This window comes from Sphingomonas sp. (assembly GCF_031372575.1).
Classification (GTDB): domain Bacteria; phylum Pseudomonadota; class Alphaproteobacteria; order Sphingomonadales; family Sphingomonadaceae; genus Sphingomicrobium.
The window spans coordinates 1-18,182 of record NZ_JANMLM010000032.1 but is presented as its reverse complement, the minus strand read 5'-3'; the positions used below and the strand labels follow the sequence as shown (position 1 = coordinate 18,182).

The 18,182-nt window shown below is 63.7% G+C and carries 18 protein-coding genes and 1 tRNA gene; 7 read left to right on the top strand and 12 right to left on the bottom strand.

From position 1 onward, the window contains the following. Nucleotides 1-9 precede the first annotated feature (9 nt). Together RMN73_RS02450 and RMN73_RS02445 are read left to right on the top strand one after the other, a co-directional pair. Entirely contained in the window at nucleotides 10-1,380 is a 1,371-nt protein-coding gene (locus tag RMN73_RS02450; protein WP_405051510.1) for a M48 family metalloprotease, read from the top strand. Further along, nucleotides 1,377-2,087 (top strand): DsbA family protein, encoded by a 711-nt coding sequence (locus RMN73_RS02445; RefSeq protein WP_309601731.1) that lies wholly within the window; start codon nucleotides 1,377-1,379, stop codon nucleotides 2,085-2,087. The genes RMN73_RS02450 and RMN73_RS02445 overlap by 4 nt, the downstream gene beginning before the upstream one ends. On the opposite strand, the gene RMN73_RS02440 is transcribed toward RMN73_RS02445, so the two are convergent. The 3 genes from RMN73_RS02440 to RMN73_RS02430 are packed head-to-tail and all read right to left on the bottom strand — an operon-like array spanning nucleotide 2,084 to nucleotide 5,684. Continuing rightward, nucleotides 2,084-3,988 carry a hypothetical protein gene (locus RMN73_RS02440; protein WP_309601730.1) on the bottom strand — a complete coding sequence of 635 codons (1,905 nt, stop codon included), beginning with the start codon at nucleotides 3,986-3,988 and terminating at the stop codon, nucleotides 2,084-2,086. The two genes, RMN73_RS02445 and RMN73_RS02440, sit on opposite strands and share 4 nt — an antisense overlap. Further along, on the bottom strand, nucleotides 3,985-4,638 hold the full coding sequence (locus RMN73_RS02435; RefSeq protein WP_309601729.1) for an RlmE family RNA methyltransferase: 654 nt from the start codon (nucleotides 4,636-4,638) through the stop codon (nucleotides 3,985-3,987). Before RMN73_RS02435 ends, RMN73_RS02440 begins: the two co-directional genes overlap by 4 nt. Next, nucleotides 4,635-5,684 carry a Ppx/GppA phosphatase family protein gene (locus RMN73_RS02430; RefSeq protein ID WP_309601728.1) on the bottom strand — a complete coding sequence of 350 codons (1,050 nt, stop codon included), beginning with the start codon at nucleotides 5,682-5,684 and terminating at the stop codon, nucleotides 4,635-4,637. Before RMN73_RS02430 ends, RMN73_RS02435 begins: the two co-directional genes overlap by 4 nt. 153 nt (nucleotides 5,685-5,837) lie before the next feature. Between RMN73_RS02430 and RMN73_RS02425 the strand changes: the two genes are divergently transcribed. Further along, nucleotides 5,838-5,911 (top strand) — tRNA-Gln (locus RMN73_RS02425). Between the two features lie 14 nt (nucleotides 5,912-5,925). On the opposite strand, the gene RMN73_RS02420 is transcribed toward RMN73_RS02425, so the two are convergent. Both RMN73_RS02420 and RMN73_RS02415 read right to left on the bottom strand, forming a co-directional pair. Further along, nucleotides 5,926-6,432 carry a response regulator gene (locus RMN73_RS02420; RefSeq protein ID WP_309601727.1) on the bottom strand — a complete coding sequence of 169 codons (507 nt, stop codon included), beginning with the start codon at nucleotides 6,430-6,432 and terminating at the stop codon, nucleotides 5,926-5,928. Nucleotides 6,433-6,564: 132 nt separating this feature from the next. Beyond that, a complete protein-coding gene (locus RMN73_RS02415; RefSeq protein WP_309601726.1) occupies nucleotides 6,565-7,122 on the bottom strand; it encodes a cell wall hydrolase in 558 nt (185 codons plus the stop codon). A 426-nt stretch (nucleotides 7,123-7,548) separates the two neighbouring features. Here RMN73_RS02415 and RMN73_RS02410 point away from each other — a divergent pair, with 426 nt between their 5' ends. After that, nucleotides 7,549-7,941, top strand: coding sequence for a thioredoxin family protein (locus RMN73_RS02410; protein ID WP_309601725.1), 393 nt, complete (start codon nucleotides 7,549-7,551; stop codon nucleotides 7,939-7,941). A 7-nt stretch (nucleotides 7,942-7,948) separates the two neighbouring features. Beyond that, complete coding sequence (locus RMN73_RS02405) at nucleotides 7,949-8,671, top strand: cytochrome c biogenesis CcdA family protein (RefSeq protein ID WP_309601724.1); 723 nt, start codon at nucleotides 7,949-7,951, stop codon at nucleotides 8,669-8,671. A gap of 15 nt (nucleotides 8,672-8,686) precedes the next feature. Here RMN73_RS02405 and typA read toward each other — a convergent pair whose 3' ends face one another. Together typA and RMN73_RS02395 are read right to left on the bottom strand one after the other, a co-directional pair. Beyond that, nucleotides 8,687-10,522 (bottom strand): translational GTPase TypA, encoded by a 1,836-nt coding sequence (gene typA, locus RMN73_RS02400; protein ID WP_309601723.1) that lies wholly within the window; start codon nucleotides 10,520-10,522, stop codon nucleotides 8,687-8,689. 90 nt (nucleotides 10,523-10,612) lie between these two features. Next, a complete protein-coding gene (locus RMN73_RS02395) occupies nucleotides 10,613-11,026 on the bottom strand; it encodes a MarR family winged helix-turn-helix transcriptional regulator (RefSeq protein ID WP_309601722.1) in 414 nt (137 codons plus the stop codon). A 57-nt stretch (nucleotides 11,027-11,083) separates the two neighbouring features. On the opposite strand from RMN73_RS02395, the gene RMN73_RS02390 reads away from it, so the two are divergent. After that, nucleotides 11,084-12,280, top strand: a complete 1,197-nt coding sequence (locus RMN73_RS02390; protein ID WP_309601721.1) for an MFS transporter — start codon at nucleotides 11,084-11,086, stop codon at nucleotides 12,278-12,280. On the opposite strand, the gene RMN73_RS02385 is transcribed toward RMN73_RS02390, so the two are convergent. Genes RMN73_RS02385 through RMN73_RS02365 form a run of 5 tightly spaced genes read right to left on the bottom strand, consistent with a single transcriptional unit; the run spans nucleotide 12,277 to nucleotide 17,718 of the window. Further along, on the bottom strand, nucleotides 12,277-12,849 hold the full coding sequence (locus tag RMN73_RS02385) for a cytochrome b (RefSeq protein ID WP_309601720.1): 573 nt from the start codon (nucleotides 12,847-12,849) through the stop codon (nucleotides 12,277-12,279). The two genes, RMN73_RS02390 and RMN73_RS02385, sit on opposite strands and share 4 nt — an antisense overlap. Before the next feature lie 26 nt (nucleotides 12,850-12,875). Next, nucleotides 12,876-14,933: a 3-hydroxyacyl-CoA dehydrogenase NAD-binding domain-containing protein gene (locus RMN73_RS02380; protein ID WP_309601719.1), complete on the bottom strand. Its 2,058-nt coding sequence runs from the start codon at nucleotides 14,931-14,933 to the stop codon at nucleotides 12,876-12,878. Nucleotides 14,934-14,948: 15 nt separating this feature from the next. After that, a complete protein-coding gene (locus RMN73_RS02375) occupies nucleotides 14,949-15,698 on the bottom strand; it encodes an SDR family NAD(P)-dependent oxidoreductase (protein ID WP_309601718.1) in 750 nt (249 codons plus the stop codon). Beyond that, complete coding sequence (locus RMN73_RS02370; protein ID WP_309601717.1) at nucleotides 15,695-16,474, bottom strand: SDR family oxidoreductase; 780 nt, start codon at nucleotides 16,472-16,474, stop codon at nucleotides 15,695-15,697. Before RMN73_RS02370 ends, RMN73_RS02375 begins: the two co-directional genes overlap by 4 nt. Then, nucleotides 16,471-17,718: an acyl-CoA dehydrogenase family protein gene (locus RMN73_RS02365; protein WP_309601716.1), complete on the bottom strand. Its 1,248-nt coding sequence runs from the start codon at nucleotides 17,716-17,718 to the stop codon at nucleotides 16,471-16,473. The genes RMN73_RS02370 and RMN73_RS02365 overlap by 4 nt, the downstream gene beginning before the upstream one ends. 78 nt (nucleotides 17,719-17,796) lie before the next feature. On the opposite strand from RMN73_RS02365, the gene RMN73_RS02360 reads away from it, so the two are divergent. After that, on the top strand, nucleotides 17,797-18,182 hold a 386-nt coding region (locus RMN73_RS02360; RefSeq protein ID WP_309601715.1), incomplete at its 3' end, for an acyl-CoA dehydrogenase family protein.

Here is an 18,182-nt window from a genome sequence, read left to right as displayed (position 1 = left end):
CAGCACAGCATGATCCGATTCCCCAACCGGCTGATGCGGATGGTCATGCTGACCCTGGCACTGGCCTTCGCCGCGTACCAGCCAGCATCCGCCCAATCGGTGCTGCGCGACAGCGAAACCGAACTGATGTTCCGCGACATGTCGCGACCCCTGATCCAGGCCGCGGGGCTCGACCCGGCCAACGTCAAGATCGTGCTGATCAACGATGGCGAAATCAACGCCTTCGTCGCAGGCGGCCAGATCGTCTATATCCACAGCGGCCTGATCACCGCAGCAGACAATGCCGGCCAACTCGAGGGCGTCATCGCGCATGAGCTTGGCCATGTCGCCGGCGGCCATGTAATCCGCTTCAACGACGGCGCGAAGGCGGCCACCGGTATCACCATCTTGTCGCTGGTGCTTGGGGCAGCCGCAATCGCCGCCGGAGCGCCCGATGCCGGCCTGGGGATCATCATGGCCGGCCAGCGCGCCGCGATCGGCAGCCTCTATTCCTTCACCCGGTCACAGGAAAGCTCGGCCGACCTCGCCGGCGCATCCTATCTCAGCAAGGCCGGCTATAGCGGCAAGGGCAGCCTGGAATTCTTCAAGAAATTGCAAAACCAGGAATATCGCCTCGCGATCTATTCCAAGAATAGCTACGACCGCACCCATCCGCTGTCGAGCGAGCGGATCGAGGCGCTGACCCAGGTTTACCAGAAGGACCCGGCGTGGAACCGCCCGACCGACCCGGCGATCGAAGCGCGCTTCCAACGGGTCAAGGCCAAGCTGATCGGCTACGTCAATTCGAAGAATGCGGTGACGCTTTACCCTGAAAGCGACCAGAGCATTCCCGCTCATTATGCCAGGGCTTATGCCTATCACCTCGGCGCTTATCCCGAGAAAGCCTTGTCCGAGGCCGATGCGTTGCTCGCCAAGCAACCCGACGACCCCTTCTTCCTCGAACTGAAGGGGCAGATATTGCTTGAATCCGGCCGACCCAGGGATGCCATTCCGGTGCTTCGCCACTCGGTCAAGGTCGCGCCCGACCAGCCGATGATCTCGGTCATGCTCGGCCATGCGCTGATCGCGACCGAGGATGACAAGAATTTCGCCGAAGCCAAGCAGGTGCTCAAGGCGGCGGTCAACCGCGACAATGACAATCCGTTCGCGTGGATGCAGCTGGGCGTGGTCTATGATCGTGAAGGCGACGTGCCGCGCGCCGCGCTGGCAACGGCGGAGCGCAACAATCTGGAGGGCAAGCCCAAACTCGCACTGACCAGCGCCAAGATGGCGATGGCAGGCATCCCCAAGGGCACACCCGACTTCCTTCGCGCGCAGGATATCGCCATGGTGTCCGAAGCCGAGCTGAAGAAAGACAAGAAAGGCAAGAAGAGCCAGTGAGCGCCAGTCGATCGGCCCCGTGGATTGCAGCGATTGGCGGCGGACTGATCGGATCGCTGGCGACCGCCGGTTTGCTATTACTTGCAGCACCGAAGTGGGTCGGGCCGAAGCTGGTCCGCGACGCCCTGGTCAAGCAGCCGCAAATCCTGGTCGACGCGTCGGAAGCGCTTCGTGACGGGCAATATGCGCCGATCCTTGAAGCCAACCGCGCCGCGTTGGAGACGCCGTTCGGATCATCGTGGAAAGGCGCTGCGGCACCCAAGGTCGTGATGACCTATTTCTACGACTATGCCTGCGGATATTGTCGCAAGTCCAACCCCGATATCGAGCGGCTGCTGGCCGAGGAAAAGGGGCTGCGGGTGGTCTATCGCGAATTGCCGATTCTTGGGCCCGACAGCGTCGCCGCCAGCCGCGCCGCGCTCGCCGCGTCCAAGGCCGGGCGATTCGGCGTGTTCCACGATGCGCTTTACGCGGCGGGTCGGCCGAGTACGGAGACGATCGCCATTGCCGGGAGCGCTGCGGCGATCACGCCCGAGCAAGCGCGCGATCCCGCCATTGAAGCCGAAATCCAGAAGAATCTGGCGATCGCTGGCCAGTTGGGCGCGAACGGAACTCCGCTGTTCGTGATCGGCGACAAGGTGATCAACTCGGCCGTAGGTTATGAAGTGCTCAAGGCCGCAATCGAGGCGGCCAAAGCCAAAGCTTAAGGGGCGACTTTTATGTCGGCCGGATCGAGACCATCGAAATATCGTTGATACGCCGCTTGATAACCGGCCTCGAGATGGCGAGTGAATCGCTCGCTGTCGAATAATGGCATTGTCAGTCGGTTGGCGGCGAGCCGCACCCGGACCTCCTGAAGCCGCTCGGGATCGCGCGCCAAGGCCAGCGCCAGGTCGAAATATTCCGCGTCGCTGGTAGTGACCAACTCGTCCAGTCCGACCGCGCTGAGCAGGCTGGCGGCAACCCGCGCTGCAAATCCGGCACCAATCCTGGTCACCAGCGGAAGCCCGGCCCACAGCGCATCGCTCGCCGTCGTATGCGCATTATAATGGAAGGTGTCGACAAACAGGTCGGCCAGCCGGGACCGCGCCAGATGCTCGGCAACGGGCAGCGGCTCGGCAAAGCAAATGCGATCGGGATCGACGCCATGACGCACCGCTGCGGCGCGCACATTGGCGCGTGACGCGGTTGATCCGGCGAGGAGCCACAACACGCTTCCCTCGACTTCGTCCAATAGCCGCATCCAGATCGCAAATTCGGTCGGCTTGACCTTGTAGGTGTTGTTGAAGCAGCAAAAGACGAAGCCGCCTTCGGGCAGTCCTTGCTCGATCCGTGTCACCGGTCGAGTGGCGATTGCCCGCTGATTGTCGCTGGGCTGGTACGTGAAGGGCATGGTGATCAGCCGCTCGGTGAACGAGCCGCGATGCTCGGGGGCAATCACGACCGGATCGGCAATCAGATAATCGATGAACGGCGCGCCGCTGGTCCCGGGGAAGCCGAGAAACGACATTTGCACCGGCGCGGCGCGGCGCGCAAAAATCCCCGCGCGGTCGCCCTTGGTGTAGCCGAGCAAGTCGACTGCGATATCGATCCCGTCGGCGCGCGCCTTGGCCACAATCTGATCGTCGCTCATCGCGTCGACGACGGTGAAATGATCGAACGCACGGATCATCCGCTTGCGCTGCAAATCATCGCTTGGCGGGCCGAAGGCATAAGCGTGGATCTCGAACCGGTTACGGTCGTGAAGCTCGAACATCCGCCCGGCCAGATGGATCAAAGCGTGATTCCGGAAATCGGCCGAAAAATAGCCTAGCCGCAGCTTGGCCGGCTGTGCCGTCGGCCGCGCCGGGACGGGCGCTGCGACCGGGCATTGCGCGGCAGCATAACGCATCGAGCGCAGTTTGTGCCGCTCGGGATGGTCCTCGAACGACAGCAGCGCGAATGGCGAGACGACCCCCTTCGTCGTACCCAATTCGGGAAGCCACGTCAGATCGTCAGCAAGCGTTGCCCAGTCATTTTCGCAGGCCAGAAGGAACATCCGCTGCGCCCGCGCCTGGACGTGCTCTGGGTTGAGGTCGAGCGACCTGGAAAACGCCTGTGTCGCTTCGGTTTCCCGGGCGAGGGTCGCCAGCGCAACACCCCGATTGTGATGCGTTTCCGCAGATTGCGGATCGAGCGCGGCCGCGCGGTCGAGCGCCGCCAGCGCCTGCTCCGGCTGGCTTAGCAACAGCCGCACGACCCCCAGCCGCTGGTGCGCGGTCGCAGCGTCTGGCAAAATATCGGCCGCGGCGGCAAAGCAGCGGGCGGCGTCGGCCAGCCGGTCGGTGGCCCTGAACGACGCGCCGAGCGCAGTCAGCGCGGGGCCGGCCTCGCGATCGCCCGCGGTATCCCAATTGCGGTCCGCCAGCACGGCGTCGAGCGCGCTGGCGGCAGCGTCGGCCTGATCAGCGTCGATCAATGCCGCAATGAGCAGCAATTGCGCCGCGAGCGATTGAGGATCGGCCTCGACCGCCAGTCTGAAGCATGCCGCCGCCTTGGCATGCCAGCCGTTGCGCTGGTTGATCAGGCCGAGCTGGATGTGGTCCATCGCCCGGTTGCCTGCGCTCAACCCTGGTCTCCCCGCCCCTTGAACCCCTGCGCGATGACATACCATTCGCTCGAGCCCTTCCGGCTGGCGGGAGGTTTGGCATGCTTGACGGTCTTGAAATGGCGCTTGAGTTCTGCGACCAGCCCGTGATCGGCGCCGCCGGCCAACACTTTGGCGATGAAGGTGCCGCCGGGCTTGAGCATCTCGACCGCGAACTCCAGCCCGGTTTCGACCAGCCCCATGGTGCGCAGATGGTCAGTCTGGGCGTGGCCGACGGTGTTGGCAGCCATGTCGGACATGATCAGGTCAGGCTCGACCCCGCCCAGCGCCTCACGCAGCATCGCCGGGGCGGCATCGTCCATGAAATCCATCTGCAGGATGGTGACGCCGTCGATCGGCTCGGTCGGGAGCAAGTCGATCCCGGCAACGGCGGCGCGCGGCGCCTTGCGGCGAACGACCTGGCTCCACCCGCCGGGCGTGATTCCGAGATCGACCACTGCCTGGACCCCACGCAGCAGACCGAACTTCTCGTCCAGCTCGAGCAACTTGTACGCCGCGCGGCTGCGGTAACCGTCGACCTTGGCGCGCTTGACGTATGGGTCATTGAGCTGGCGTTCGAGCCAGCGGGTCGAGCTTGCAGTGCGGCCCTTGGCGGTCTTCAGGCGGGTCATATGACGTGACCGTCGCGCGCCATCAGCGACCGCAAGATGCCTTCACGGATGCCGCGATCGGCGACCCCGAGATTCTCGGCTGGCCAGATGTCGATAATCGCCTCCAATATTGCGCAGCCCGCGACCACCAGATCGGCGCGCTCGGCGCCGATGCACGGCAGGTTCGATCGCCCGCCGAAGTCCAATTCGGCGATCATCGTCGAAATCCGCCGCATGTCGCCGATCGGGACATGAAGCCCATCAACCGCGCGCCGATCGTAGCTTGGCAGCGCGAGGTGAACCGAGGCCAATGTCGTGACCGTCCCGCTGGTTCCGAGCAGGCGGATCCCGGGCACATCGCGGGGCAGCATTTCGGCAAAGCGCGAGAAACTGTCGGTGGCGCGGGCCTTCATCCGGGCATAGGCCGCGAGCCGGTCATCGCCGTCGATCGCGGCGCGGCCCTCGCTCTCGGTCAGCGACACCACGCCCCACGGTGCCGACCACCAGGCGACAATCCGCGGGCTTTCCTCGCCCGGCTCGACCAGCACCAATTCGGTCGATCCGCCGCCAATGTCGAAGATCAGCGCGGGCCCGTCGCCCGGCTCGAGCAATTTGTGGCAGCCGAGCACGGCGAGCCGCGCTTCTTCCTGCGGCGGGATGATCTCGAGCGCGATCCCGGTCTCGTTGCGCACCCGCTCGATGAACTCGCGGCCATTGCCCGCCCGACGGCAGGCCTCGGTCGCGACTGACCGGGCGATCGACACGTGGCGTCGGCGAAGCTTGTCGGCGCAGACCGCAAGCGCCGAGACCGAGCGATCCATCGCCTCCTGCGACAGCTTGCCCGACGCACCGAGCCCTTCGCCGAGCCGGACGATTCGGGAAAAAGCGTCGATGATGGTGAAGCCGTCGTCGGTCGGGCGAGCGATCAGCAGCCGGCAATTGTTGGTGCCAAGATCGACCGCGCCATATGTGTGACGCTGGGTCTTGCGCCACTGCGGCGCTCTATCCGGTGCCGCCGACCCGCCCTCGATGGCTGGCGGCGGCGTGGTGGCGTCACGATCCGCCATGTCCAAACGCCTTTTATCCTTGGCTGAAGGCGCATAGCCCGCAGCTGACTTGCCCTCTGTTTAACGGAGATCAAGGGGTATGCGCAACCGCAGCCCCAATATCGGCCCCAGCGTTGACAGGAGCAGGCGCGGTTCCTACTTGGCGCCCTGCTCTGCCCGATCGTCTAATGGTAAGACAACGGACTCTGACTCCGTTAATCGAGGTTCGAATCCTCGTCGGGCATCCAGCCTCCACAATGGCTCAAGCCTGGGTCCCCGCGATCCAATGTTCGAGGCGGGTCTTCAATGACCGGCGCGACGGGATGAAGCCGGGCTGGCTGTCATCTTCGTCGATCCCCATGCCGTCATAAATCAGCAGATTAGGCGGCAATTTGGGGCGCAGCGTCTCGCGGCCGCGCATCACATCCTCGGCCATCGCCAGCGTGCGATGCACATCTTCGGCGGTGAAGGGCTTGAGCAGGCAGCCAAGCGCGAGGTCGGGCATCGGAAAGGCCGGGGCCTTGCCGGTCACGAACAGGCACGGAATATCATAATCGCCGAGCCTGACCGCGACCGAAAATCCGGTCGAGCCGCGCGCCAGTTGGAGATCGACCAGGGCGAGATCGGGATTATAGGCTTCGGCCGCAGCAACGGCGCTGTCGAGATCATCGGCCCGGGCGACCACGCGATAGCGCGGATTGTCCTCGACCAGATATTTGAGCGTCGTCGCCAATTGCGCATCGTCTTCGACAATCAGGATCTTCAGCACCTTATCGCCTCCCCGGCCGTCAGGAAAAATCCAGTCTCTTGAAGGGGATGCTCGCTGATCAAGGGACGGTTGCGAATCCCAAGCTTAAGCAATTAACGACCAATGGAATCTAATCAGCGATGAAGTGACGGATTAGGCGCGATAAAAGATGTGTACGCCGATTTTTTCCACGCGACGCAGGTTGTTGCGCCATTTCGGGGCGACATAATCGGCGTGATACCACAGCACGTCGCTGGTCAGGCTGTCGCTGGCATTGGCGATGGCGATGCGGGTGATTGCCTGCGCCTTGCGCCACGCCCGGCAGGCCGGGTCAATGCGCGGGAAACGGCCGGCGCGAACAAAGCTGAACTGCGCCTTTTGCTTGACCACCGCGCACCAGCTGGACGGATATTGGCCCGATGCGGCGCGGTTCATGACCACCCGGGCGACCGCGAGCTGGCCGGCCAGCGGTTCGCCATTGCTTTCGAAATAAATGGCGGTGGCGAGGCAGCGCTGCTGCTCGTCGAGGTCGGCGCCGGCGCTATATTGGGTGACCAATTGGTCGAGGCTGGGGCGGGTTGCGGCGATCAACGGCGCGATGCGCGGCACAAAGGCGGCAACTGGCTGTGCGCTGACAAGCCGCTGCACGGCAGGAAAAGCGCCGCTTTGGCCGAACGCCTGGTTCGATCCGCCAACGAGGGTGAACAACATGAAGGTCGCCGCGGCCAGGCCGCGACGGCTTAGGTATTTGAACAATGATCGGTCCTAAAGGGCGGCCAGCCGAAATCCCGCAACCGAAAACTCAGGTCGCATAAGCTGCAGGGTCGGTCTGGCCGTCTTGCACGGGGGTCTGGCGGCCAAGTATCTGGCGCGCTCCGGACCCACTCGCTGTTAAAAATGCTGCACCTGCACATAAAGCAAGTACGGCGCGCTTCAACCAATAGGCGCTGAGTCGAGCCGCCTGTGCGTTGGGTGGCGCAACTTATTACGAAAGCTGAAATTTTTGTTCAGGTTTTTGCCCCGATTGCTGTTCCCGACCAAAGGCGATTGGCTAATCCCGACACTCGTCGTCCGCCATGTAACCTTTTCGGCGCTCTCCGCGAATAGAAGGCATTGGATCATAAGCGGAGATTGAACGTGAAATTATTGACGGCATTCTGGGCGGCACTGGCTGCTGTTTTCCTGATGGTTCCCGCCGCTGCGGCCGCGCCTGGCTGGACCAACTATGAAACCCGCCAATTCGCTGCCGCCCAGCAGGCTGGCAGGACGATCCTGGTCGATGTCCACGCCGACTGGTGCCCGACCTGCCGCGCCCAGAAACCGACCCTGAACAAGCTTCGTGCGGACCCACGCCTGAAAAATGTGCTGTTCGTGACGGTCGACTTCGACAAGCAGAAGGATTTCCTCCGTACGTACCGAATTCCGCGCCAATCGACGATCCTGGTGTTCAAGGGCAGCAAGGAAACGGCGCGGTCGATTGCGGAGACCAATCCGGGACGGCTGAGCGCTGCTATACTGGCCGGCGTCTGAGCGTCAAATGACCATCGGCAGCATGCTGCTGGCGTTCGTCGCCGGATTGATCACGTTGCTCAATCCATGCGTTCTGCCGCTGATCCCGATCCTGATCGGGGCGGCGCTAAAGGAAGACCGGTTCGGCCCGCTCGCGCTGGCAACCGGTCTCGTCCTGTCCTTCTCGCTGTTCGGTCTGTTCTTCCTCGCCTTTGGCTTCTCGCTCGGGATCAACGAGCAAGTGGTGCGCCTGGTCGCCGGTGGACTGCTTGCGCTGGCGGGCGTGGTCATGCTGGTCCCTCGCTTGCAAGCGCGGCTCAGCGCGGCTGGTGGCGGCTTGTCCAACCGCGGGCATCACTATCTGGCCAACGTCCGGATAAGCGGCAACGCCGGTCAGTTCGTCATCGGACTATTGCTTGGCCTGGTATGGGCGCCGTGCGTCGGGCCGACGCTGGGCGTGGCCATTGCCGCTGCGAGCCAAAGCCAGGACCTGCTTAGCGCCTTCGCCACCTTCCTGATCTTCGGCAGCGGGGTCGCAACGTCGATTCTGTTATTCGCCTACGGGTCGCGCAAGGCATTGGGCGAGCGCCGCGACCGGATTCGTCAGGCCGCGCGATTTGCCAGACCATTGTTCGGCGGGGCGGTGCTGGCGGTCGGTTTGATGGTCATGACCGGCTTGGACAAGGTCGCGGAGGCAGCACTGCTCGGCGTGCTGCCCCAAGGCCTGATCGAATTTACCACACGCTTTTGAAGCGCAATTTCTAAGCTACGCCGCAACCTTTGCCCGCGATGCGCGCTTGCGCTCGTGCGGATCGAGGTGGCGTTTGCGCAGGCGGATCGAGCTTGGAGTCACTTCGACCAGTTCGTCATCGTCGATGTAGGCGATCGCCTGCTCGAGCGTCATCCGCTTGGGCGGGGTCAGCCGGATCGCGTCTTCTTTGCCGCTGACGCGGAAGTTGGTCAGCGCCTTGGCCTTCATCGGATTGACTTCGAGGTCGTCGGTCTTGGCATTCTCGCCGACGATCATGCCCTCGTACAATGCTTCCTGGTGAGCGACGAACAGGATGCCGCGCTCCTTGAGCGGACCAAGCGCGTAATTATTGGCTTCGCCCGAGCCGTTCGAGATAAGGACGCCGTTCTTGCGGCCTTCGATCTTGCCCTTGTGGGGGCCATATTTCTCATACAATCGGTTCATGATCCCGGTACCGCGCGTGTCGGACAGGAATTCGCCATGATAGCCGATCAGGCCGCGCGATGGGGCCGAGAAACTGATCCGGGTCTTGCCGCCGCCGCTGGGCCGCATGTCGGTCATTTCGGCTTTGCGAAGCGCCATCTTGTCGATCACCGTGCCCGAATATTCGTCGTCGACGTCAATCACCACGGTTTCGTAGGGCTCGGTCTTCTTGCCGTCGTCGTCCTCGCGGAACAGCACGCGCGGGCGGCTGATCCCAAGCTCGAACCCTTCGCGGCGCATCATTTCGATCAGCACGCCAAGCTGGAGCTCGCCGCGGCCGGCGACTTCGAAGCTGTCCTTGTCGCTGCTCTCGGTGACCTTGATCGCGACGTTGCTTTCGGCTTCGCGGAACAGGCGGTCGCGGATCATCCGGCTGGTGACTTTCTTGCCTTCACGGCCGGCCATCGGCGAATCATTGACCGCAAAGCGCATCGACAGGGTCGGCGGATCGATCGGCTGGGCATGAAGTGGCTCGGTCACCGCCGGGTCGGCGATGGTGTCGGCGACGGTTGCGGTGGTCAGCCCGGCGATCGAGATGATGTCGCCCGCGCTGGCGCTTTCGACCGGAACCCGCTCGAGCCCGCGGAATGCCATGATCTTCGACGCGCGGCCGCTCTCGACGATCTTGCCCTCGGGGCTGAGCGCGTGGATCGGCGCGTTGGTCTTGATCGAGCCCGAAAACACCAAACCGGTCAGGATGCGGCCGAGGAAATTGTCGCGATCGAGCAAGGTGACGAGGAATTTGAACGGCCCGTCAGGGTCGGCCGAGGGCGGCGGGACATGGCTGACGATGGTTTCGAACAACGGGTTGAGCGTCCCCTCCCGGACGTCGTCGGTCAGGCCGGCATAGCCGTTGCGGCCCGAGGCGTAGAGCACCGGAAAATCGAGCTGCTCGTCATTGGCTTCGAGCGTCAGGAACAGCTCGAACACTTCGTCGAGCACCTCGGCAGCGCGGGCGTCGGGACGGTCGATCTTGTTGACCACGACGATCGGCTTGAGGCCGAGGCCAAGTGCCTTGCCGGTGACGAATTTGGTCTGCGGCATCGGGCCTTCGGCGGCATCGACCAGCAGGATGACGCCATCGACCATCGACAGGATGCGCTCGACCTCACCGCCGAAATCGGCGTGGCCCGGGGTATCGACAATATTGATGTGCGTGACGGTGCCGTTGGCATCGGGCCATTCGACCGAGGTGCATTTGGCGAGAATCGTGATCCCACGCTCTTTTTCAAGGTCGTTCGAATCCATCGCCCGTTCTTCGATCCGCTGGTTGTCGCGGAAGGTGCCCGATTGGCGGAAGAGCTGATCGACGAGCGTGGTCTTGCCATGATCGACGTGGGCGATAATCGCCACGTTGCGAAGATTCATTGTCATATCCCGAATGGAGTTTGAGCGCCCTTAGACCAAAGCGGCGCTTGCTGCAACGCAACAGACGAGCGATTGAGATCGATCAATCGGCTAGCCCGGCAGCCGTTCCAATATTTCGAGACCGCGCTCAAGGGCGCGCAATTCGCTGGTCGCAAGCCTTCCTAGGCGGCCTTCGAGGCTGCGGTCGGCGGCGGGTGGACGGGCCAGCGCAGTGCGGCCTTCATCGGTCAAGCGGAGCGCGAGGCGGCGACGGTTTACAGGGTCGGCCTGACGTTCGACCTGCCCCGCGCGAACCAAGGTCTCGATCGCGCGGCTGATCGCGGGGGCACCGCGCTTTACTTGCGTGGCGACCTGATTGAGGGTTGCAGGTTCAAGCGACGCCACCGCCTGGAGCAGCTCGCGTTGCTGGCCCATCGCCTTGGCCGCAGCCGTGTCACCGCCCAATTGCTCGACCAGTCGCGCGAATCGCGCTGCCAAGGCTCCGGGTGATCCGCTGGTCCACATGATATTGAAGCTATCAAAGATTTCGCAATTAGCAAATTTGCCATTAGGCAATCGTCGATGAACAAGCGCCCCGCCCTGCCCCGCCCCCGCCCCCGGCTTCCCAGAAATGTCTGGATCCTCGGCTTCGTCAGCCTGCTGATGGACCTGTCGAGCGAGATTTATCATGCGCTCCTGCCGGCGTTCCTGACGATCACATTGGGCCTGCCAGTTGCGGCGATGGGGGCAATCGACGGAGTTGCGGAGGCGACGGCCAACATGGCCAAATTGGTCAGCGGCCGGCTGAGCGACCGCAACCAACGGCGCAAGCCGTGGATCCTGCTTGGTTATGGCCTGGCCGCGCTGTCCAAGCCGTTGTTCCCGCTGTCGGCCGGCGCGCTGCCGATCCTGGGTGCACGCTTTGCCGATCGCATCGGCAAGGGCATTCGCGGCGCGCCGCGCGATGCGATGATCGCCGACGAGACCCCGCCCGAAATCCGCGGTGCAGCCTTCGGCCTGCGCCAGTCGCTCGATACGGTCGGGGCGTTCCTGGCACCGCTCGCGGCAATCGGCCTGATGGCCTGGTTCGCCGGCGATATCCGCGCCGTTTTCTGGGTGGCGACGATCCCGGCGTTTCTGTCCTTCCTGGTCGCGTGGCTGGCGCTTCGCGAAGGCCGCAACCACGTTGCGGTCGATGCCAAGATGAAGCTCGCCGGGTTCCGCGACATCGACCCCGCGACCCGGCGACTGATCCTGGTCGGGTTCGTGTTCACCCTTGCCCGGTTCAGCGAGGGCTTCCTGATCCTGCGGGCGCTCGACATCGGCGTGTCGGCAACGCTTAGCCCGCTGGTGCTGGTGGCGTTCAACCTGGCGTTCGGGCTGCTCGCTTACCCGGCGGGGGCGCTGGCCGACCGGATCGGTGCGCGCGGGCTGTTGCTGTGCGGAATCGCGGTGTTGATCGCCGCCGACGTGCTGCTCGCCCAGTCGATCGGACTGGTCGGGTTGACGGCGGGCTGCTTGCTGTGGGGCGCGCACATGGCGCTGACCCAGGGACTGTTTGCCAAAATGATCGCCGATGCAGCGCCAGCCGGTCTTCGCGCGACCAGCTTTGGCGCGTTCCATTTCGCCAGCGGGATCGCGACCCTGCTCGCCAGCCTCGGCGCCGGGCTGATCTGGGACCGCGACGGCGCGAGCGCGACCTTCCTGACCGCCGCCGCGCTTGCCGCGGTCGCCGGGGCGATGCTGGTCCTGCTGCCGAAGCAGCCGGCTGAAGCCTAACCCTTATCGGTCGCGCGGAACGGCGGCATCCGCCCGGCAACCGGCCCTCCGGTGAGGAACTGGTTTTTCAGGGCCGCGAGGACGTGGAGCACCACCAGGCCGATCAGGGCGAAGGCGAGCAACTCATGGGCGCCGCCGAGGGCGGGGATCGGTACCACCGGGAACCAGCTGCCGCCAACCAGCTCGGTCCAGCCGCCAACTGCCTTTTTCGACACCGCGGCAAGCCCGGTGACGGGAAGCGCGATCATCAAGAAATAGAATAAGCGGTGGCTCCATACCGCGACCCGCCGCTCCCACTTGGGAAAGCTCGCCGGATACGGCGGCGGGGCGTCAATCAGGCGGACCGCGAGGCGGCCCAACGCGAGCAGCAGGATGACGACGCCGACGGTTTTGTGCAGGGTGAACAGCTCGGCCCGCTCGGCGCTGCCCTTGGGCAGGTCGGCGAACGCGAAGCCGAGGTAGATTTGGCTCAGGATCAGCGCTGCGCTGAGCCAGTGGATGGCGACCACCAGCCCGGCATAGCGGATCGCCCGCGTGCCGCTGGTTTCCTGGACCATGTAATCGGCCATATTCTTGCCCTCCTCTTACCCGCTGATCAGCGAGTGAACTTCTCGCCTGCTGCGGCCTTGTCGAGCAATAGTTTCGAGAAACTGAAACCATCGCCCATGCGCTCTTCCTGCGCTTTCAATCCGTCGACAATCTTCGCCAGCCCCTCGCTGTCAGCCCAATGCATCGGGCCACCGCGATAGACCGGCCAGCCGTAGCCGTAGATCCACACGACATCGATGTCGCTGGCGCGCTGGGCCATGCCTTCTTCGAGGATCTTCGCGCCCTCATTGACCATCGTGTAGAGCGTGCGCTGAACGATTTCCTCGTCGCTGATTTCGCGGCGGGTGATGCCCTTGTCGGCGGCGAATTTCTCGATGATGCCCTGCACCACCGGCGACGGGCTGGGGCGGCGCTTCTCGTCATAATCGTAAAAGCCGGCATTCTTTTTCTGGCCCCAGCGGTCGATCGCGCAGAGCGCATCGCGGAGGTTGTCGATGCGGGTCGGGTCGCGGTGCCAGCCGATGTCGACTCCGGCGAGGTCAGCCATCTGGAACGGCCCCATCGGCATGCCGAATTCGACATGGACGCGGTCGATCTGGTCGGGCGTGGCGCCTTCCATCAAAAGCGCCTCGGCCTGCAGCTGGCGCGGCATCAACATGCGGTTGCCGATGAAGCCGTAGCAAACGCCCGCGACGACCGCGACTTTCTTGATCTTCTTGGCGACCTGCATCGCGGTGACGAGCACGTCGGGCGCGGTCTTGGCACCGCGCCCCACATAGAGCAAATTAATCACGTTGGCGGGCGAGAAGAAGTGCAGCCCGACGACATCTTGCGGGCGCGAGGTGCTGGCAGCGATTTCGTCGATGTTGAGGTAGCTGGTGTTGGAGGCGAGGATCGCACCGGGCTTGGCAATCTTGTCGAGCCGGCCGAAAATCTCCTTCTTCACATCCATATTCTCATAGACGGCTTCGATGATCAGGTCGCAGTCGGCGAGCGCGTCAAAGTCGAGCGTGGGGTTGAGGATGCCCATCATCTGTTCGACCTGCTCGCCGGTGAAGCGGCCCTTGGCGGCGCTGGCTTCATAATTCTTGCGCATCACGCCGGTGCCGCGATCCAACGCGTCCTGCGCCATTTCGACGATCGTCACCGGGATTCCGGCCGACAGGAAGTTCATCGAAATGCCGCCGCCCATCGTGCCCGCGCCAAGCACGCCGACGCGCTTGATGTCGCGCGCTTTGGTGTCGTCGGGGATGCCGTCAATCTTGGCCGCTTTCCGCTCGGCAAAAAAGAAATATTGCTGCGCGCGGGCCTGCTTGCCGCTCATCAATTCCATGAACAATTTGCGCTCGTCGATGACTCCTTCGGCATAAGGCTTGGCAACCGCCGCCTCGACCGCCTTGATGTTGGCCTCAGGCGCATCGAAGCCGCGGAACTTGCGGGCATTGGCCTTGCGGAAATCGGCGAACACTTGCGCGTCGATACCGTCGACCTTGTCCTGTTTCTCCGACGATTTGGGCAGCGGGCGGATGTCCTTGACCTCCTCCGCATAGGCGACCGCATGCTGCTGCAAATCACCCTCGATCAGGCGATCGACCAGACCCATGTCGAGCGCATCCTTGGCACCAATCATGCCGCCGCCGGTGACCATCTCGAGCGCCTTGGGAACACCAGCGACGCGTGGCAGGCGCTGGGTTCCCCCGGCCCCGGGGAGCAGGCCGAGTTTGACCTCGGGAACGCCGAGCTTGGCGGTCGGGACAGCGACCCGGTAGTGGCAGCCAAGCGCAATCTCGAGCCCGCCGCCCAAGGCCGTGCCGTGAATCGCAGCTACGACCGGCTTGGAGCAGGCTTCGATCCGGTCGACGACTTCGGGCAGCCACGGCATCACCGGGGCTTTTCCGAATTCGGTGATATCGGCGCCGGCGAAGAAGGTCTGGCCTTCGCAGCGGATCAAGACCGCCTTGATGCTGTCATCGCCTTCCGCCTGGTCGATTGCCGCGACCAGCCCCTGCCGAACCGCCGCGCCGAGCGCGTTGACCGGCGGATTGTTGGAGGTGACGACGAGGATGTCGTGATGCGTGGCGGTGGAGATTGGGCTGTCGGTCATGCGGAAGACTCCAATTTAAGCCGAAGTTCGGCCGTAGCTTTGGTGGTTGAAGGGGTGCGAAGCGCTGAGGCCGCCGTCGACGACGATCTTCTGGCCGTTGACGTAGGATGATTCGTCAGAGGCGAGGAACAAGGCGGCATTGGCGATCTCGATCGGCTGGCCGCCGCGCTTCAACGGGTTGAGGTGGCCGATGCGATCTTCCTGCCCCTTTTCGCGTGCGCGGTCGAAGATGAATTCGGTCATCCCGGTTTCGATCAAGCCCGGGCAGATGGCGTTGACGCGGATGTTGGCGCCGATGAGTTGGGTGGCGGCGACCTTGACGAGGTTGATCACCCCTGCCTTCGACGCGGAATAAGCTGCCCCGCCAGCACCCGCCCGCAAGCCCGCGACCGAGGCGGTGCAGATGATCGATCCGCCGCCCGAGGCCTTCATCGCGGGGGCGGCATATTTGATCGCGAGGAACGGGCCGATGAGGTTGATCCGGAGGATTTCGGTCCAGGCGGCGGCATCCTGATCGAACAGTCCGTCGAACCCGCCCGAGACGCCGGCATTGGCGAAGAAGATATCGAGCCGGCCGTGGTCGCGCACCGTATGCGCCACCAGCGCCTCGACCTGAACCTCGTCCCCTGCATCGCATTCGAAATCGGTCCCGTGCAAGTCAGCGCCGACCACCGTCGCCCCCTCGCTGCGAAACAGTTCGGCGGTTGCCTTACCGATGCCCGACCCGGCACCGGTGATGATCGCGACTTTGCCCTTCAGCCTCACAGGCCAACCCCGATGGTGCTGCCGCCATCGACGACGATCGCCTGACCGGTCATGAAGGTTGACGCGGGCGACGCCAGGAACACTGCGGCGCCGGCAATCTCGTGCGGCTCACCGATGCGGCGCATCGGGGTGTGGCGGGTGACGGCTTTGAGCGTGTCGGGATTTTCCCACAAGGCCTTTGCGAAATCAGTGCGGATCAGGCCCGGCGCGATGCAGTTGATGCGCACTCCTTTGGGACCGAATTCCGAAGCGAGGTTGCGCGCGAGCTGGAAATCGGCCGCCTTCGAGATGTTGTAGGCGCCGATGGTGGCCGATCCGGTCAGTCCGCCGACCGACGAGATAATGATGATCGAGCCATCTTCGCGGGCCAGCATCTCGGGCGCGACCATATTGATCAGCCAGTGATTGGCGATGACATTATTGTCGAGGATCTTGCGGAACTGCTCGTCGCTAATCCCCGCCATCGGGCCGTAATAAGGGTTGGACGCGGCATTGCAGACGAGGATGTCGACTTGGCCGAACGCGGCCTTGGTCTGGTCGACGAGATTTTGCAGCGCTTCCTTGGACGAAATGCTCGCCGCGACGGCGATCGCCCGACCCTCGCCATGCTTCTCATTCATCGCGGCGGCGACGGGGTCGCACGCATCCTGGTTGCGGCTCGAGATGACCACCTTCGCGCCCTGATCGGCCAGTGCCTCGGCGATTGCCTTGCCGATCCCGCGCGACGATCCGGTGACGATCGCGGTCTTGCCGGTGAGATCGAACAGGCTGCTCACGCGGCCACCTCCGCATGCTTGCCGAATTCGATCCGGGCGATGGCACGGTTGTGAACTTCGTCGGGGCCATCGGCGAGGCGGAGGGTGCGGATGCCGGCCCAACTGTGCGCCAATTGCGTGTCCTGGCTGACCCCAGCGCCGCCATGCGCCTGAATCGCGTCGTCGATGATCTGCAGTGCCATGCGCGGTGCCTTGACCTTGATCATCGCGATCTCGGCGGCGGCGGCCTTGTTGCCGGCCTTGTCCATCAGATCGGCGGCCTTGAGGCACAACAGCCTCGAACAATCAATCTCGATCCGCGCTTCGGCCACGCGTTGTTCCCAGATGCTATGTTCGGACAGGCGCTTGCCGAACGCGACCCGCGACTGGAGGCGGCGGACCATCAGGCCCAACGCTTCTTCCGCTGCGCCAATGGTGCGCATGCAATGATGGATTCGGCCCGGCCCGAGGCGGCCCTGGGCGATCTCAAACCCCCGGCCCTCGCCGAGTAGCAAATTGGTCGCGGGGACGCGCACGTCCTTCAAGGCGATTTCCATATGGCCGTGCGGGGCGTCGTCATAGCCGTAGACCGAAAGCGAGCGCTCGATCGTGATCCCCGCGCTGTCCATCGGCATCAGGATCATCGACTGCTGCTGGTGGCGGCGGGCTTCGGTATCGGTCTTGCCCATCAGGATCGCGACCTTGCAGCGCGGATCGCCGGCCCCCGACGACCACCATTTCTTGCCATTGATGACATAATCGTCGCCGTCGCGGGCGATGCGGCATTCGATATTGGTCGCGTCTGAGCTGGCGACCCCCGGCTCGGTCATCAGAAAGGCAGAGCGAATCTCGCCACGCATCAGCGGGGCCAGCCATTTCTCCTTCTGTTCGCGGGTGCCGTAGCGGTGGAGCACCTCCATATTGCCGGTGTCGGGGGCCGAGCAATTGAACACTTCGGCCGACCACAGGATGCGGCCCATTTCCTCGGCGCAGATTGCATATTCGAGATTGGTGAGCTGCTCGCCCTCGAAGGCGAAGCTTTCGTCGACATGCTGGAGTGCGCCGCCGGGCGGCATGAACAGGTTCCACAACCCCGCCTTGAGCGCGACCGGCTTGAGATCCTCGATCAGCGCAATCGGCTGCCACCGGTCGCCGGCGTCAATCTGCTTTTTATACTCGCCGACTCGCGGGCGGACGTTGGTGTCGATGAACACACGTACCTTGTCGCGGAAGAAAGACTGGCGTTCCGTAAGGTCAAAATCCACGTTGCCGCTCCCGCTTGCTAATCGCCCGTCTCTGGTTCCAAAAAGGGCTAGGACGCTCGCCAACGAAGGGCAAGATGCATGACCGATACCGAGACATTCAGAACCGAAACCCGCGCCTGGCTCGAAGCCAATTGCCCCGCCGAAATGCGCACTCCGATGCGGAGCGAGAAAGACGCCTGCTGGGGTGGGCGCGGGTTCGTGTTCCAGAGCGAGGCGCAGAAACAATGGCTCGACGTTATGGGGGCGCGCGGGTGGACGGTACCCGACTGGCCGAGCGAATATGGCGGCGGCGGGCTGAGCGCGGTCGAGACCAAGGTATTGAAGGAAGAAATGGCGGCGATCGGGGCGCGGTCGCCGCTGATGAGCTTCGGCATTTCGATGCTCGGGCCGGCGTTGCTGAAGTTCGGCAATGAGGAGCAGAAGAAGCATTATCTCGGGCAGATTGCGCGCGGGGAAATCCGCTG

Excerpts from the sequence above, each read along its gene's own strand:
- RMN73_RS02450 (WP_405051510.1), top strand. The coding sequence starts at position 10 with ATGATCCGATTCCCCAACCGGCTGATGCGGATGGTCATGCTGACCCTG.
- RMN73_RS02435 (WP_309601729.1), bottom strand. The coding sequence starts at position 4,638 with ATGACCCGCCTGAAGACCGCCAAGGGCCGCACTGCAAGCTCGACCCGC.
- RMN73_RS02430 (WP_309601728.1), bottom strand. The coding sequence starts at position 5,684 with ATGGCGGATCGTGACGCCACCACGCCGCCGCCAGCCATCGAGGGCGGG.
- RMN73_RS02415 (WP_309601726.1), bottom strand. The coding sequence starts at position 7,122 with ATGTTGTTCACCCTCGTTGGCGGATCGAACCAGGCGTTCGGCCAAAGC.
- RMN73_RS02405 (WP_309601724.1), top strand. The coding sequence starts at position 7,949 with ATGACCATCGGCAGCATGCTGCTGGCGTTCGTCGCCGGATTGATCACG.
- typA (WP_309601723.1), bottom strand. The coding sequence starts at position 10,522 with ATGAATCTTCGCAACGTGGCGATTATCGCCCACGTCGATCATGGCAAG.
- RMN73_RS02395 (WP_309601722.1), bottom strand. The coding sequence starts at position 11,026 with ATGTGGACCAGCGGATCACCCGGAGCCTTGGCAGCGCGATTCGCGCGA.
- RMN73_RS02390 (WP_309601721.1), top strand. The coding sequence starts at position 11,084 with ATGAACAAGCGCCCCGCCCTGCCCCGCCCCCGCCCCCGGCTTCCCAGA.
- RMN73_RS02385 (WP_309601720.1), bottom strand. The coding sequence starts at position 12,849 with ATGGCCGATTACATGGTCCAGGAAACCAGCGGCACGCGGGCGATCCGC.
- RMN73_RS02380 (WP_309601719.1), bottom strand. The coding sequence starts at position 14,933 with ATGACCGACAGCCCAATCTCCACCGCCACGCATCACGACATCCTCGTC.